This window comes from Microbacterium sp. NPDC012755, assembly GCF_042901325.1.
GTDB lineage: Bacteria > Actinomycetota > Actinomycetes > Actinomycetales > Microbacteriaceae > Microbacterium > Microbacterium natoriense.
The window spans coordinates 2,359,539-2,373,750 of sequence record NZ_JBIBCT010000001.1 but is presented as its reverse complement, the minus strand read 5'-3'; the positions used below and the strand labels follow the sequence as shown (position 1 = coordinate 2,373,750).

General features: G+C 70.1%; 15 protein-coding genes. 5 read left to right on the top strand and 10 right to left on the bottom strand.

Annotation, left to right across the window (positions count from 1 at the left end; genetic code table 11):
* The first annotated feature begins 41 nt into the window (after positions 1–41).
* The 5 genes from ribD (at position 42) to ACFY5A_RS10950 (ending at position 3,950) form a co-directional block, all read left to right on the top strand.
* Positions 42–1,085, top strand: a complete 1,044-nt coding sequence (ribD, locus tag ACFY5A_RS10970) for a bifunctional diaminohydroxyphosphoribosylaminopyrimidine deaminase/5-amino-6-(5-phosphoribosylamino)uracil reductase RibD (protein ID WP_387233930.1) — start codon at positions 42–44, stop codon at positions 1,083–1,085.
* Entirely contained in the window at positions 1,085–1,723 is a 639-nt protein-coding gene (locus tag ACFY5A_RS10965; protein ID WP_341939831.1) for a riboflavin synthase, read from the top strand. The genes ribD and ACFY5A_RS10965 overlap by 1 nt, the downstream gene beginning before the upstream one ends.
* Positions 1,720–2,982 (top strand): GTP cyclohydrolase II, encoded by a 1,263-nt coding sequence (gene ribA, locus ACFY5A_RS10960; RefSeq protein ID WP_341939832.1) that lies wholly within the window; start codon positions 1,720–1,722, stop codon positions 2,980–2,982. The genes ACFY5A_RS10965 and ribA overlap by 4 nt, the downstream gene beginning before the upstream one ends.
* Entirely contained in the window at positions 2,979–3,452 is a 474-nt protein-coding gene (ribH, locus tag ACFY5A_RS10955) for a 6,7-dimethyl-8-ribityllumazine synthase (RefSeq protein WP_341939833.1), read from the top strand. Before ribA ends, ribH begins: the two co-directional genes overlap by 4 nt.
* Positions 3,453–3,590: 138 nt before the next feature.
* Positions 3,591–3,950 carry a Fe-S protein gene (locus ACFY5A_RS10950; protein WP_341939834.1) on the top strand — a complete coding sequence of 120 codons (360 nt, stop codon included), beginning with the start codon at positions 3,591–3,593 and terminating at the stop codon, positions 3,948–3,950.
* Positions 3,951–3,990: 40 nt separating this feature from the next.
* Here ACFY5A_RS10950 and ACFY5A_RS10945 read toward each other — a convergent pair whose 3' ends face one another.
* Genes ACFY5A_RS10945 through ACFY5A_RS10900 form a run of 10 tightly spaced genes read right to left on the bottom strand, consistent with a single transcriptional unit; the run spans position 3,991 to position 14,141 of the window.
* A complete protein-coding gene (locus tag ACFY5A_RS10945; protein WP_341939835.1) occupies positions 3,991–5,397 on the bottom strand; it encodes an FGGY family carbohydrate kinase in 1,407 nt (468 codons plus the stop codon).
* Positions 5,394–6,878 (bottom strand): FAD-binding oxidoreductase, encoded by a 1,485-nt coding sequence (locus ACFY5A_RS10940; RefSeq protein WP_387233926.1) that lies wholly within the window; start codon positions 6,876–6,878, stop codon positions 5,394–5,396. The genes ACFY5A_RS10945 and ACFY5A_RS10940 overlap by 4 nt, the downstream gene beginning before the upstream one ends.
* Before the next feature lie 47 nt (positions 6,879–6,925).
* Positions 6,926–7,702, bottom strand: a complete 777-nt coding sequence (locus tag ACFY5A_RS10935; RefSeq protein ID WP_341939837.1) for an SDR family oxidoreductase — start codon at positions 7,700–7,702, stop codon at positions 6,926–6,928.
* A 25-nt stretch (positions 7,703–7,727) separates the two neighbouring features.
* The gene (locus ACFY5A_RS10930; RefSeq protein WP_387233923.1) at positions 7,728–9,200 is read right to left on the bottom strand and encodes an NAD-dependent succinate-semialdehyde dehydrogenase; all 1,473 of its coding nucleotides are present in this window, start codon (positions 9,198–9,200) and stop codon (positions 7,728–7,730) included.
* Entirely contained in the window at positions 9,197–10,138 is a 942-nt protein-coding gene (locus ACFY5A_RS10925; RefSeq protein ID WP_387233920.1) for an NAD(P)-dependent oxidoreductase, read from the bottom strand. Before ACFY5A_RS10925 ends, ACFY5A_RS10930 begins: the two co-directional genes overlap by 4 nt.
* Positions 10,135–10,668: a formaldehyde-activating enzyme gene (gene fae / locus ACFY5A_RS10920; protein ID WP_341939840.1), complete on the bottom strand. Its 534-nt coding sequence runs from the start codon at positions 10,666–10,668 to the stop codon at positions 10,135–10,137. Before fae ends, ACFY5A_RS10925 begins: the two co-directional genes overlap by 4 nt.
* Positions 10,668–11,609, bottom strand: a complete 942-nt coding sequence (locus ACFY5A_RS10915; protein ID WP_341939841.1) for a glycine betaine ABC transporter substrate-binding protein — start codon at positions 11,607–11,609, stop codon at positions 10,668–10,670. Before ACFY5A_RS10915 ends, fae begins: the two co-directional genes overlap by 1 nt.
* A gap of 42 nt (positions 11,610–11,651) precedes the next feature.
* Complete coding sequence (locus ACFY5A_RS10910) at positions 11,652–12,449, bottom strand: ABC transporter permease (protein WP_341939842.1); 798 nt, start codon at positions 12,447–12,449, stop codon at positions 11,652–11,654.
* On the bottom strand, positions 12,446–13,483 hold the full coding sequence (locus ACFY5A_RS10905; protein ID WP_387233915.1) for an ABC transporter ATP-binding protein: 1,038 nt from the start codon (positions 13,481–13,483) through the stop codon (positions 12,446–12,448). Before ACFY5A_RS10905 ends, ACFY5A_RS10910 begins: the two co-directional genes overlap by 4 nt.
* Positions 13,476–14,141: an ABC transporter permease gene (locus ACFY5A_RS10900; RefSeq protein WP_341939843.1), complete on the bottom strand. Its 666-nt coding sequence runs from the start codon at positions 14,139–14,141 to the stop codon at positions 13,476–13,478. The genes ACFY5A_RS10905 and ACFY5A_RS10900 overlap by 8 nt, the downstream gene beginning before the upstream one ends.
* Positions 14,142–14,212 lie beyond the last annotated feature (71 nt).

Here is a 14,212-nt window from a genome sequence, read left to right as displayed (position 1 = left end):
GCGCGTTCTGCATCCCCCGGAGCCTCAGAGGAGGACGACGGATGGCAGTGACCGAGGCTGAGCGCCGCGCGATGGGTCGCGCGCTCGAACTCGCAGCGCAGGGGCCGCGGGGCGTGAACCCGCAGGTGGGCGCCGTCATCCTCTCCCCCGACGGCGACGTCCTCGCCGAGGGCTGGCACCACGGCGCCGGCACCCCGCACGCGGAGGTCGATGCGCTCTCGAAGCTCACGCCGGGCGCCGCCCGCGGAGCGACGGCCGTGGTCACCCTCGAGCCGTGCAATCACACCGGCCGCACCGGCCCGTGCGCCCTCGCCCTGATCGACGCCGGCGTCGCCCGTGTGGTGTACGCCCTCGACGACCCCGGCGCGGTCTCGGGCGGAGGCGCGGAGCGGCTGCGGAACGCCGGCGTCCACGTCGAGTCCGGCGAGCAGGCGGATGCCGCGCACGCCCTGATCGACGGCTGGCTCACCGTGCAGCGTCTCGGGCGACCGCACATCACCGTGAAGTGGGCGCAGAGCCTCGACGGACGCGCCGCAGCGGACGACGGCTCCAGCCAGTGGATCACGGGGCCCGCGGCACGCGCCGACGTGCATCGACGGCGCGCGGCCGCCGACGCCATCGTCGTCGGCACCGGCACCGTGCTCGCCGACGACCCCGCGCTCACCGCCCGTGACGGCGATGCCCTGTATCCGCACCAGCCTGTCCCCGTCGTGATCGGCTCGAGGCCGACCCCTGACGACGCCGCGGTGCGCAGGCATCCGCACTCCCCCGTCTTCTACGACACCCGAGACCTGCGGGCCGTCGTCGCCGATCTGCACGCGCGCGGAGTCCAGAGCGTGTTCGTCGAGGGCGGCCCGACGCTCGCCAGCGCCTTCATCGCCGCGGGTCTCGCGGATCGCGTGCTCGCCTACGTCGCGCCCGTGCTGCTCGGCGGCCGGCGCCTCGCCCTCACCGACATCGGCGTGCCGTCGATCGACGCGGCCGTGCGCCTCGACATCGACGAGTGGCGGCCGCTCGGACCCGACCTGCTCGCGATCGCACACCCCGCGACCGCGACCGACGCTCACGACGAAGGAGCTGCCTGATGTTCACCGGAATCATCGAGGAGATCGGCGAGATCACCGCCATCGCGCCAGCGGGCGACGGCTGGCGGCTCACGGTGCGCGCGCCGAAGGCCGCAGCGGATGCCGTGCACGGCGAGTCGATCGCGGTGTCCGGCGTCTGCCTGACCGTGGTGGGCTCGACCGCCGACACCTTCGACACCGACGTGATGAAGCAGACCCTCGACGTGGCTGCCATCGGCGGCGCGACCGTGGGCACCCGCGTCAACATCGAGAAGGCGATGCCCGTGGGCGCCCGCCTCGGCGGCCACATCGTGCAGGGCCACGTCGACGGCACGGGAGCCGTGCTCCAGGTGCGCCCCGGCGCGCAGTGGAGCGTGCTGCGGATCAGCCTCCCCGCCGACCTCGCCCCGCTGGTCGTGGACAAGGGCTCCATCTCGGTCGACGGCACGTCTCTGACGGTGAGCGCCGTGAGCGCCCCGTCCGAGGCCGACGCGTGGTTCGAGGTCTCCCTCATCCCGGAGACCCTCGCCGCCACCACGCTGGGCGCGCGCTCTGTCGGCGACCGCGTCAACCTCGAGACCGACGTCCTCGCCCGACACGTCGAACGTCTGCTCGCCTTCCGCGAGCTCGGCGTCGCACAGGAAGGAGGCTCGCGATGAGCCTGTCCACCATCCCCGAAGCGCTCGACGCGCTCCGCGCCGGCCGGCCGGTGCTGGTCGCCGACGACGAGAACCGCGAGAACGAGGGCGACGTCATCCTCTCCGCCGAACTCGCGACACCCGAGTGGGTCGCCTGGACCGTGCGCTGGTCGTCGGGGTTCATCTGCGCGCCCATGCCCACCGATCTCGCCGACAGCCTGAACCTGCAGCCCATGGTCGCCACCAGCGAGGACGCGCGCTCGACCGCGTACACGGTCAGCGTGGATGCCGCGTCCGGCGTCACCACCGGCATCAGCGCGCACGACCGCGCGCACACCCTGAACGTGCTGGCGAACCCCTCGTCGACCGCGGGCGATCTGATCCGCCCCGGCCACGTGCTGCCGCTCCGCGCGGTCGACGGCGGCGTGCGCGAACGCAGCGGCCACACCGAGGCGGCCGTCGAGCTCATGAAGCTGGCGGGGCTGCGTCCGGTCGGCGCGATCGCCGAGGTCGTCGCCGAAGACGGCAGCATGATGCGGATGCCCGGCCTCCTCGAGCTCGGCGAGCGCGACGGCGTCCCCGTCATCACGATCGAGCAGCTGATCGCGCACCTCAACGAGATCGACCCCGACGGCGCCGTCGCCTCCCCCGGCAGGAGGGTGAGCCTGAGGGCCGATGCGACGGTTCCGACCTCGCACGGCACGTTCCGCTTCCTCGCGTACAAGGACAGGGTCAGCGGCACGGACCACATCGCCGTCGTCTCGGGAGAGCCGACCGAGACCGCGCTGGTGCGCGTGCACTCCGAGTGCCTCACCGGCGAGGCGTTCGGCTCGCTGAAGTGCGAGTGCGGGCCTCAGCTGGACGCGGCGCTCGACGCGATCGAGCAGGAGGGCGGCATCGTCATCTACATGCGCGGTCACGAGGGACGGGGCATCGGGCTCATCAACAAGCTCCGGGCGTACAGCCTGCAGGAGGAGGGGCTCGACACGGTCGACGCGAACCTCGCCCTCGGCCTCCCCGCCGACGCCCGCGAATACGCGGCGGCGGCGGGCATCCTCGCCGATCTCGGCGTGTCGAAGGTGCGCCTGCTGACGAACAACACGGACAAGGTCAAGCAGCTGCGCGAGCTCGGGCTCGACGTCGTGGAGCAGGTGCCGCTGATCGTCGGCGTCGGGCCGAACAACCACCAGTACCTCGAGACCAAGCGTGACCGGATGGGTCACATCATCGGAGAGGCGGAGCTCGCAGAGGCTCTCGCCGACGGAAAGGACGACGAATGAGCGGCGCAGGCGCACCCCAGGCCGGGAGCATCGACGGGCGGGGACTCGACGTCGTCATCATCGCCGGCACCTGGCACGACACCATCACGAACGGCCTGATCGCCGGAGCGGAGCGCATCCTGAACGAGGCGCAGGCGACGCATCGCCTGGTGCGCGTGCCCGGTTCGTTCGAGCTCGCGGTGGCCGCGCAGGCGGCGTTCGCCGGCGGAGCGGATGCGGTGGTCGCGCTCGGCGTGATCATCCGCGGCGGCACCCCGCACTTCGAGTACGTCTCGGCGGCCACGACCGACGGCCTCACCCGGGTGTCGCTCGACGCGGGCAAGCCGGTCGGCTTCGGCGTGCTGACCCTCGACGACGAGCAGCAGGGTCTCGACCGTGCCGGCCTCGAGGGCTCCACGGAGGACAAGGGCGCAGAGGCCGCGGATGCCGCGCTGCGCACCGCGCTCCTCATCAGGGAGCTGCGGGGCTGACGGGCGACGGGTCGCGCGATCGGACCGAGCGCGCGACCTCGTCGCACAACGGACGACCCTCGGAATAGCGCTCGGAGGCGTGAGCACTGAGGGTCGCCTATCTGGCGCGGAATACCGGTTCCGGCGTACGGTGAGCGCATGGAGATCCTGCGCCACATCGTCCTGTTCGTCCACCTCATCGGATTCGCCGTGCTCTTCGGCTCCTGGGCTGTGCAGGCGTTCGGTGGCACGCGCGAGTTCACGCGGCTGATGAGCGTCGGAATGACGATCGCCGCGGTCGCCGGTCTCGCACTCGCCGCGCCGTGGGGCCTGCCGGAGGGCGCCGAGATGAACTACGTGAAGATCGGCACCAAGCTGGTCATCCTGCTGATCATCGGAGCCCTGCTCGGCATCGGCACGGCCCGCCAGAAGCGCGGCGACGCCATCGCCCCCGCCGTGTTCTGGCTCGTCGGCATCCTGACCGCCGTCAACGCCGGCATCGCGGCCATCTGGCGCTGAGCCCCGACGGCGCGACCCGCGCCGTCCGGCGGGGACGGGTTCAGTCCTCGTCGGCGAACAGCATCCGCACCCGCGGCAGCACGCGCGCGTAGGTCGCGCGGACCTCGGCGTAGGCCTCGGCCAGCACCGGGTCCACCTCCACGCGCGCTCCGACACGCACCATCGATGCGACGGCGGACCCCCAGTCCGGGTGGATGCCGGCCCCTACCGCCGCGCAGATCGCCGCGCCCATCCCTGCCGCATCGCGGACCAGAGGAGTGCGGACCGGCACACCGTACACGGCAGCGAGAATCTGCAGCATCAGCTCCGATCCGCTGCCACCGCCCGTGACGACGAGGGTCCCGCGCGGGCGCCCGAGCGCGACGCGCGCACGGGCGTCGCCGGTCTCGGTCTCGATCGCGAGAGCCTCGAGGATCGCGCGGTAGACGTGGAACCGCCCCTGCGTGCCATCGAAACCCACGAGCGCGCCGCGACGCCACGGCTCGTCGGCCGGCGCGAGCCAGTCGAGCGCGGCGACGAGTCCTCCAGCGCCAGCCGGCACGAGCTCGGCGCCCGAGTTGAGCTCGTCCTCGGAGACCTCCGCGCCCAGCGGCGACACGAGATCGCGGAACCAGCTCACCGTCCACATGCCGCGACGGACCCCTCCGCTCTCGTACAGGTACCTGCCCGGCTCCGATGCGAAGTTCGTCCACACGTCGGGGTGCGCATCGATCGGCTGCGGGCCGGGGGTCATGGTCGCGACATAGGTGCCGAGCGAGAGAAGGGCATCGCCCTCGTCGCGGAGTCCCGCGCCCAGCGCTTCGACGGCCTTGTCGTTCGAGGTCGCGAACACCGGGAGCCCCTCGGGCAGCCCGGTGGTCGCCGCGACCTCGGCCGTCAGCGTGCCCAGCTGCTCACCCGGCGCGACGAGATCGAACAGCATCCCGGGTTCCATGCCGCACCGGGCATATTCCGCTGGATCGTCGCTCCAGGCCCAGTGCCGCGTGTCGATCGGCCACATGCCCTGGTAATTGCCTGCCGCATCCCGCCGCTCTCCCGTGAGGCGATGGCCGAGGTAGCCGGACGAGGTCGTGACGTATACCGAGTCGTCCGTCTCCCGCTCGTAGGCGCGAGGAAGCCGCTCATCCATCCAGCTCATGATCGGCTGGGCGAGCGAGCCATCGGCCCTGAGCACGGCGCGACAGAAGCGGATCGTGCAGAGTCCGACCCCGCGGATCTCCGCGGGGTCACCGTCGAAGTCGTCCAGGGCCGCGCGCACCGCGACGACGATCGAGTCCCACAGATCATCGTCCGGGTGCTCCCATCGGCCCGGCGCCGGGGTGGAGTACGGTCGCAGCGCGACCCGCGCGCTCGCGTGCACGCTCCCTGAGCCGTCGACGATCAGGACCTTGGTGCTCTGCGATCCGTTGTCGATCGCGAGCACGAAGCCCTCCGCCGTCTCGCTCACTCCGCCGTCGCCGTCTCCGCCTGCTCCAGCGGGTAGATGGTCCCCCGGTTCATGATGCCGTGCGGGTCGAGGCCGTCCTTGAGCACGCGGAGCAGCGAGTACGCGCTGCCGTGCTCTTCCAGCGTCCACGGCGTACGGTACTTGCCGATGCCGTGGTGGTGCACCATGGAGCCGCCGAGGCGCAGCGCCTCCTCCACCACGATCGCGTTGAGCGGCTCGTGGTACTCCGTGATCTCCTCGCGCGGCTCGCACGCGATGTCGTAGTCGTACACGAAGTAGAGGTTGGTCCCGGTCTGGTAACTGTGCGAGGAATGGGCGCCGAGCATCGTCAGATCGGCGGCTCGCGGGAACTCCGTGCGAGCCCTGTGCATGACCGACTCGAAGAGATCCTGCACACCCGACCAGTCGATCGAGACCTCGGTCGTGTAGCCCAGGTGCGACTTCTCGAGCATCTCGCGCTTCTCGGCGTCGATCTTGTCCTGACCCCAGTTGAGGTTGTCGAACCAGGTCTCGATCAGCGCGGGGTCGACCTTCTCGTGCGGGATGCGCGCGAAGATCTCCTGGACTCCGGCCTCGGTGGCCTCCGCGATGCCCTTCGGTCCCTCGGCCACGACCACGACCACGGCCTTGCCGCCGGCGAAGTGCGAGAAGTGCTGCGCGGCGTCCTCCTCGGAGTACGCGCGCGCGACCGACGGGTGATAGCCGGCGACGATGATGTCGCGGAGCCCCGAGACGCCGGCGGGGAGCGAGTCGACCAGGTAGCCGAGGAAGCGGTTGTTCTCCGGCTGGTAGCGGAACACCTTGACGGTGACCTCGGTGATGACCGCGAGCGCGCCCTCATTGCCGATCAGGATGTGCCGGATGTCGGGACCGGCCGCTCTGCGGGGCACGTTCTTGATCCGCACGATCTCGCCGCCGGGCAGCACGGCCTCCAGCCCGACCACCATGTCCTCGATGCCGCCGTACAGGGTCGAGAACTGGCCGATCGAACGCGTCGCCACCAGCCCGCCCATCTGCGCGAGCGGCTTGGACTGCGGCGAGTGGCCCGTGGTGAGACCCTGCGCGCGCAGCGTGTCCTCCAGCAGCTGGAGCGGCACGCCGCACTGCGCCGTGACCATCATGTCGATCGGGTCGATCTCGAGGATCGCGTCCATGCGCGACCCGTCCAGGACGATCGAGTCGTCCACGATCGTCTCCAGACCTCCTTCGGTCGCGGTGCGTCCCGTGCGGGGCACGACGTTGATGACGTTCTCGTCCGCGAAGGCGAGGATGGCCGAGACGTCGGAGGTCGAACGGGCGTAGACGATCGCCGCGGGGATCGGACCGTCGAAGATGCCGTGCACGGAGGTGTACTTCTTGAAGCGGTCGACGCTCGCCTCGCGCAGTGCGGTGGCGTCGGTGTCGACCTGATCGGCGCCGAGAAGCGCACGCAGACCGGAGACGATCTCCTCTCGGGAGAGGGCGGATCGGGAAGCGACCATGGGGATGTGTCCTGTTCGTTCGAGTGTCGTGTGTCGAGGTGCCGCGGTCAGCGCACCAGATAGCCGCCGTCGACGGTCAGCACGTGCCCGTTGACGAAGTCGGAAGCGGGACTGGCGAGGAACACCGTCGCTCCCATGAGGTCGGCGACGTCTCCCCACCTCCCCGCCGGGGTGTGGTCGACGATGCGTCGATTCGACTCGGGATCTGAGCGGGACTCCTCCGTGATGCGGGTGTTGAAATAGCCGGGCGCGATCGCGTTCACCTGGATGCCGTGACCGCCCAGCTCGTCGGCGTAGGCCCGCGTGAGTCCGGCGATGCCGTGCTTGGTCGCGGCATAGGCCGGTGAGCCCAGTCCGCCCAGGAATGAGAACAGCGAGGCGATGTTGATGATCTTGCCCGAGCCCTGCGGGATCATGCGCTTCGCGGCTTCGTGCGACATCTCGAATGCGGCAGTGAGGTTCACGGCGACCATGGGGTCCCACAGGTCGCGTCCGAACTCCGTGACCTCGGCGATCCGGCTGATGCCGGCCGAGTTCACGAGGATGTCGAGACCGCCGAACGCCGCCGCGCACGCCGCCACCGCGCGCGCGGGCGCACCGGTCTCGGTGATGTCGATCCGCAGTTCCTCGTAGCGGACGCCTGCCGCGGCCATGAGACCTGCGGTCTCGCCTCCGTCGTCGAACAGCGTGGGCGCGAAGACGTCGGCTCCGGCCTTCGCGAGAGCCAGGGCGAATGCCTGGCCGAGACCGGTGTTGCCACCCGTGACGATCGCGCTCCTCCCCCGCAGGGAGAAGTGATCGAGGGAGAAATCGGTGATGTGCACAGTGGTTCCTTCAGGAGATGCAGGTTCAGGCGAAGGGGTCGGAGATGCCGATGTAGGTCGTCTCGAGGTACTCGTCGATGCCCTCGAACCCGCCCTCCCGGCCGATGCCCGATTGCTTCACGCCGCCGAAGGGCGCAGCCGGGTTCGAGACGAGGCCGGTGTTCAGGCCGAACATCCCGGTCTCGAGGCGCTCGGCGAGACGCAGCGCCCGGTTCAGGTCGCGCGTGTATGCGAAGCACACCAGCCCGTACTCGCTGGCGTTCGCGAGGCGTACGGCCTCGTCCTCGTCGCTGAACGTGGTGATCGGGGCGACAGGGCCGAAGATCTCCTCACGGAGGATGCGGGCATCCTGCGGCACGTCCACGAGCACGGTGGCGGGGTAGAAGTAGCCGCGGCCCTGTGGGATCGCGCCGCCGAGCGCGACGCGTGCGCCGTCTTCGACCGCGCCCGCCACCAGCTCGGCGACCTTCTCGCGCGTGGACTCGTCGACGAGCGGTCCGAGCGTCGACTCCGGCTCGGTGCCGCGCGCGTTCACGTAGCCCGCCATGCGGTCGACCAGCTTGGCGGTGAACTCCTCGGCGATGCTCTCGTGCACCAGGAAGCGGTTCGCCGCGACGCACGCCTCCCCGCCGTTGCGGAGCTTCGCGAGCAGCGCTCCCTCGACCGCGGCATCCACGTCGGCGTCCTCGAACACCAGGAAGGGCGCGTTGCCCCCGAGTTCCATGGACACCCGCAGCACCTGGTGCGCGGCATCCGCGATGAGCCGACGGCCGACCTCGGTCGACCCCGTGAACGACAGCTTGCGCAGCCGCGGGTCGGTGATGAGCGGCCCGGTGACGGCACCGGCGCGGGAGGTGGGGATGACGTTGACGACGCCGTCCGGCACGCCGGCCTCGCGCAGCACCTCCGCGAACAGCAGGGCGGTGAGCGGGGTGAGCGCTGCAGGCTTGAGCACCGAGGTGCAGCCCGCCGCGAGCGCGGGTGCGATCTTGCGCGTGGCCATGGCCAGCGGGAAGTTCCACGGCGTGATCAGGAGGCTCGGGCCCACCGGCCGCTTGGCCACCAGCAGGCGGTTGCGTCCATCGGGGGCTGTGGCGTAACGACCGGAGATGCGCGGCGCCTCCTCGGAGAACCATCTCAGGAATTCGGCGCCGTAGCCGACCTCGGCGCGCGACTCGGCGAGCGGCTTGCCCATCTCGAGCGTCATCACGAGCGCGATGTCGTCCGCGCGCGCCGTCACGAGCTCGAACGCCCTGCGCAGGATCTCGCCCCGCTCCCTGGGCGCGGTCGCCGCCCACGAGGCCTGCGCGGCCGCAGCCGCGTCGAGCGCGGCCATGCCGTCTTCGGGAGTCGCATCCGCGACCTCGGCGAGCAGGTCGCCGGTCGCCGGGTCGTACACGGGGAATGTCGCACCGGATGCCGATGCCCGCCACTCTCCGCCGATCAGCAGTCCGGTGGGGACGGAGGCGATGACCTCGGTCTCGCGCGCGGCGGTCATGCGTGCACCTCGCGGCGCAGGTCGCGGCCCAGCAGTTCCTCGTACAGCTTGACCGGGGTCATCTCGCCCGCGCGGTCGCCGTAGCTCGCACGGGCCCGGCGGAAGATCTGCTCCACGAGCGACGACAGCTCCACCGGCATCCCGACCGAGCGGGCCAGATCGACCGACAGGCCGAGGTCCTTGCAGGCCAGCGCGATCGCGAAGCCCTCGTCGTAGTCGCCATGGTCGAGGATCGAGAGCACGTCGCGCGAGACGAACGTGCTGTTCGCGGGGCTCGCGACGAGCGCATCGCGGAGCACACCGAGGTCGACGCCGGCGGCGACGCCGACCGAGAGCACCTCGGCGGTCGCGACCAGGTGCGAGAACCAGAGCTGGTTGATCATGAGCTTCACGGCGTAGCCGGCGCCGGGGCCGCCGACGTGGAGGATCCGCTCGGGGTCGCCCATCGCCTCGAACACGGGGCGCAGGCGTTCGATATCCTCCGCTTCTCCGCCCACGAAGATCTGCAGCATCCCGTCGGCCGCACCGACGGACATGCCGCTCACGGGGGCGTCGAGGAGGTGCAGTCCCCTCCCCTCCTCCGCAGCACGCACACCGGCCTGCACCTCGGGCACCGAGGTCGACATGTCGATCCAGGTGCCTCCGTCGGGGAGCCCTGCCACGAGGCCGTCAGCCCCGCCGGCGACATCCGCGACGATCTTCGGCGTCGGCAGCATCGTGATCACGAGATCGCTCGATGCCGCGACCTCACGGGGCGTGTCGGCCCAGCGTGCGCCGCCCGCCACGAGCTCGTCGGCGGATTCCCGCCGGACGTCTGTGACGACGAGTGGGAAACCGGCGGCCTGGAGGTTCCTGGTCATGCCGGAGCCCATGTTGCCGAGTCCGATGAACCCGACGGTGGGCCGGGTCTCGTCGAGCGGAGAGGTGGGGGAACTCATCGGTCGTGCGTGTCCTTCGGTGCGGGAGTCGGAGTGTAGAAGGGGTTGGACGGTGCGTGCCTCGCGGCGAGCACCTCGTCGAGGTCGGGGAGGGAGGCCGCGCCGTTCGCGAGCGCGATGCGCGTGGCCTCCCGGTTGTTGCGGTACACGGCGTCGGCGTCGTCGGCTGCGGGGTTGACCCACACCGCGGCGATCAGCGCGTGGGTGTCGGCGTGCTCCCGCGGGATCGCACCGTCGGCGACGGCATCCGCGACTCCTGCGGCGACGCCGGCCTGCGCCGGTCCCCAGATCAGGAGCCCGTGCTCATCGCCGGCCGGGGCGGCCTTGGTCACGAACAGCGTCAAGGGCTTAACGGGGAGCGACGGCCGGAGCACCGCGACGAAGGGGACGTGACCCTGGCTGGGGCCGGCGAGGGCTGTCGCCCACGCCGTCCCCGCCGGACCCTCTCGGTGACCGAGCACCGTGTTGATGTGCGCCGCGTTCACGCCGTCTCCGACGAAGCTCTCGCCGATCTGGAGGGCCGAGGTCATCAGATGAGTCCCTGCTCCTCGAGCCAGTCGATCGCGACGTCCTCAGGGTCGTCGCCGTCGACGTCGACCTTGGCGTTGAGCGTCTGCATGACCTCGGTGGTCAGCAGCGGGCTCAGCTCGGCCATCACGTCGGCGATCTCGGGGTACTTCTTCAGCGTGCTCTCCTTGAGCGTGAAGCCGCCTTGGTAGCTGGGGAAGAACTCCTTGTCGTCCTGCATCACCACGAGGTCGAGAGCCGGGATGCGGCCATCGGTCTGGAACACCTCGCCGAAGTTGCAGTCGTCGCCCTTCTGAGCCGCGGTGTAGATCACGCCGGTGTCGAGCATCGTGACGTTGGAGTCGGGGGCGTCGAAGCCGTAGGCGGCCTTGAGTCCTGGCCAGCCGTCGTCACGGGTCGAGAACTCGCTCTCGATGCAGAAGGTCTGGTCTGCGCTCGGGAGCCCTGCGACGTCGCTGAGCGTCTTCACGCCGAGCTTCTTCGCCTCGCTGGCGCGGATGGCGAAGGCGTAGGTGTTGTTGAACGGGGCGGGGTCGAGCCACGCGATGCCGTTCTCGGCGTCGGCCTTCTTGACCGCGTCGAACTGGGCTTCGGCGCCCTGCACCGGCGCGGTGTTGCCGTTGTAGGTGATCCAGGAGGTGCCGGTGTACTCCCAGTACCCGAGGAACTGGTCGTTCTCGAGGGCCTGCCGCACGTTCGCGGAACCGACGAGCTTGGTGTTGGCTTCGACGTCGGCGCCGTGCGCGTTGAGCAGCTCGGCGGTCATGTAGGCGAGGATGTATTGCTCGGAGAAGTCCTTCGAGCCGATCTCGCCGGTGAGACCCTTCAGCTCGTCGCCCTTGGCGCCGGAGCCGCCGGCGGTTCCGGATGCGCATCCGGTCAGGAGGAGTGCGCCGGCGGCGAGTGCCGCCAACGACGCGGTGGCGATGGTTCGTGATGTCATGTCGAGTTTCCTTTCGGGAGGGAATGCGGATGCTGGGGATGTTCAGAGGCCCTTGGGGCGAACGATGTCCTCCACGACGCCGGCCGCCCAGTCGATGAGCACGGCGATCGCGGCGACGAGAATCGCTCCGACGACGAGGACGGGATAGCGCTGCAGCTTGAGGCCGTTGATGATCATGTCGCCCAGGCCCCCGGCGTTGATGAAGGTCGCGACGGTCGCCACGCCGACCGCGAAGACGAGAGCCGTCCGCAAGCCCGCGAGGATGACCGGAGAGGCGAGCGGGAGCTCCACACGGCGAAGCACCTGCCCCGTCGTCATCCCCATGCCGCGTGCCGCCTCCCGGATGCTCGGATCGACCTGGGCGAGACCCGCGATCGTGTTCTGCAGCACAGGAAGGAAGGAGTAGACGACGAGCGCGACGAGAGCCGTCGCGAACCCGGTCTGCCACACGATCGCCAACAGGATCACGACGCCGATCGCGGGAGTCGCCTGTCCGACGTTGGCGATGCCGACGACGATGCCGCGGAACACCCGGGAGCGCGAGCGGCTGACGGCGATCCCCGCAGGGATGGCCAGGACGGCGACCAGGATCGATGCGGTGATCGAGAGCACCAGGTGCTCACCGATGCGGGCCATGATGTAGCCGCCGTTGAGCGTGCGCTTCTCGATCGAGTCCAGGTCCAGCCCAGCCACCCAGAGGTAGGTGAGGCACAGCACGGCTGCGACGACGATCAGCGGCATCGATCGTCGCAGCAGCACGGGCATGCCGCGACGCGGAGCGCTCTGTGTCTGGAGCATCGCCGTCGCCGAGGGGACGACCTGAGGGGTCGTCATCGTCATGCCTCCCCGACGCGGCGCGAGGGCACCTCGACCCCGAGCGCGGCGGAGATCGCCGACTGGTCGATGGAGCCGACGACACGGCCGTCGCGGGTCACGTTGACGCGGGGCGCGCCGCTCAGCACGAGGGTGTCCAGTGCTTCGCGGAGGGACGACCCCTCATCGACCGTCGAGAGCGGGGCCGCGTCGTCCGCTGCGCCGATCCTCGCGTCGGCGACGGGGATCAGGGCGAGGCGCTTGAGCGCCGCCCCCTCGCCGATGAAGGAGCGCACATAGTCGTTGGCGGGTTCGGCGAGGATGCGCGCGGGGGTGTCGAACTGCTCGATGCGGCTGCGCTCGCTGAGAACCGCGATGCGGTCGCCCATCCTGATCGCCTCTTCGAAGTCGTGGGTGACGAAGATGATCGTCTTGCCGATGTCGGCCTGCAGTCGGAGGAACTCGGCCTGCAGCTTCTCGCGAGTGATGGGGTCGGTCGCGCCGAAGGGCTCGTCCATGAGCATGACGGGCGGATCGGCGGCCAGTGCCCGTGCGACGCCGACGCGCTGCTGCTGACCGCCGGAGAGCTGACGAGGGTAGCGGTCGGCGAAGACGCCGGGATCGAGCTGCACCGTGCGGAGGAGCTCGTCGACCCGCTCCGCGATCCGCGCCTTCGACCAGCCGAGGAGCTTGGGGACGATCGCGATGTTCTCGGCGATCGTGAAGTGCGGGAAGAGGCCGATCTGCTGGATGACATAGCCGATGTGGCGGCGGAGCTCGTTGCCGTCGAGGGAGAGGACGTCGTCGCCGTTGATGCGGATCGCCCCCGACGTCGGCTCGATGATGCGATTGATCATCTTCATCGTCGTGGTCTTGCCGCAGCCGCTGGGGCCGACGAACATGATCAGCTCGCCTGGCTCGACGCGCATCGAGAAGTCCTCGACGGCCGGCGACTGCTGCCCTGGGTACTGCTTGGTGATGTGATCGAGGACGATGTCGACCCCGCCCTGCTGGGCCGCGAGAGAGGAGAGAACGCCGGTGTTCGTGGTGATGTCAGGCACGGAGACCCCTTGAGGTGGTGAGACGGGCGACGAGCGCGAGGATGCCGTCGAGGACGAGCGCGAGGATGATCACCGCGACGGTGCCGGTGAGCGCGTAGTTCAGCGCGTTCTTCGAGCCGAGCGAGCTGAGGCCTTTGAAGATGTACTCGCCCAGGCCGGGCCCCGCGACGTAGGCCGCGATGGCGGCGATGCCGACCGTGAGCTGAGCGGCGACGCGCACACCGGTCATGATGATCGGCCAGGCGATCGGGAGCTGCACGGTGAGCAGCACCCGCACCGGGCCGAGCCCCATCCCCCGTGCTGATTCGAGCACGGACACCGGCACCTCGCGGAGTCCGACGACCGTGTTGCGCACGACGGGGAGGAGCGAGTAGAAGACGAGCGCGACGACGGTCGGCAGCCAGCCGAGGCCGAGAACCGGGCTGAGCAGGGCGAGGAGGGCGAGCGACGGGATGGTGATCGCGACGGCTGCCGCCGTGAGCACGGTGGTGCGGGCGATGCGGCTGTCTCGGATGACGATGCCGAGCGCGATCCCGATCGCCGAAGCGAGCACGAGGGAGATGAGGACCACGACGAGGTGGTCGCGCGTCAGATCGAGGATGTCGTCTGCGCGGCGGGTGAGGAAGGCCATGAGGTCTTCCCAGTTGAATCCGGTCAAGAGGGCTCCTGTCTCGTCGTTGAGGCCGGTACCGGGATGACTCTCACCGTAGCGCGAGTATCCATTTGGTC

What these genes read in the sequence shown, in the direction of transcription:
- ACFY5A_RS10925 (WP_387233920.1), bottom strand. Translation starts at nt 10,138, where the DNA reads ATGAGTTCCCCCACCTCTCCGCTCGACGAGACCCGGCCCACCGTCGGG.
- ACFY5A_RS10910 (WP_341939842.1), bottom strand. Translation starts at nt 12,449, where the DNA reads ATGACGATGACGACCCCTCAGGTCGTCCCCTCGGCGACGGCGATGCTC.
- ribD (WP_387233930.1), top strand. Translation starts at nt 42, where the DNA reads ATGGCAGTGACCGAGGCTGAGCGCCGCGCGATGGGTCGCGCGCTCGAA.
- ribA (WP_341939832.1), top strand. Translation starts at nt 1,720, where the DNA reads ATGAGCCTGTCCACCATCCCCGAAGCGCTCGACGCGCTCCGCGCCGGC.
- fae (WP_341939840.1), bottom strand. Translation starts at nt 10,668, where the DNA reads ATGACCTCGGCCCTCCAGATCGGCGAGAGCTTCGTCGGAGACGGCGTG.
- ACFY5A_RS10950 (WP_341939834.1), top strand. Translation starts at nt 3,591, where the DNA reads ATGGAGATCCTGCGCCACATCGTCCTGTTCGTCCACCTCATCGGATTC.
- ACFY5A_RS10940 (WP_387233926.1), bottom strand. Translation starts at nt 6,878, where the DNA reads ATGGTCGCTTCCCGATCCGCCCTCTCCCGAGAGGAGATCGTCTCCGGT.
- ACFY5A_RS10930 (WP_387233923.1), bottom strand. Translation starts at nt 9,200, where the DNA reads ATGACCGCCGCGCGCGAGACCGAGGTCATCGCCTCCGTCCCCACCGGA.
- ribH (WP_341939833.1), top strand. Translation starts at nt 2,979, where the DNA reads ATGAGCGGCGCAGGCGCACCCCAGGCCGGGAGCATCGACGGGCGGGGA.
- ACFY5A_RS10965 (WP_341939831.1), top strand. Translation starts at nt 1,085, where the DNA reads ATGTTCACCGGAATCATCGAGGAGATCGGCGAGATCACCGCCATCGCG.
- ACFY5A_RS10915 (WP_341939841.1), bottom strand. Translation starts at nt 11,609, where the DNA reads ATGACATCACGAACCATCGCCACCGCGTCGTTGGCGGCACTCGCCGCC.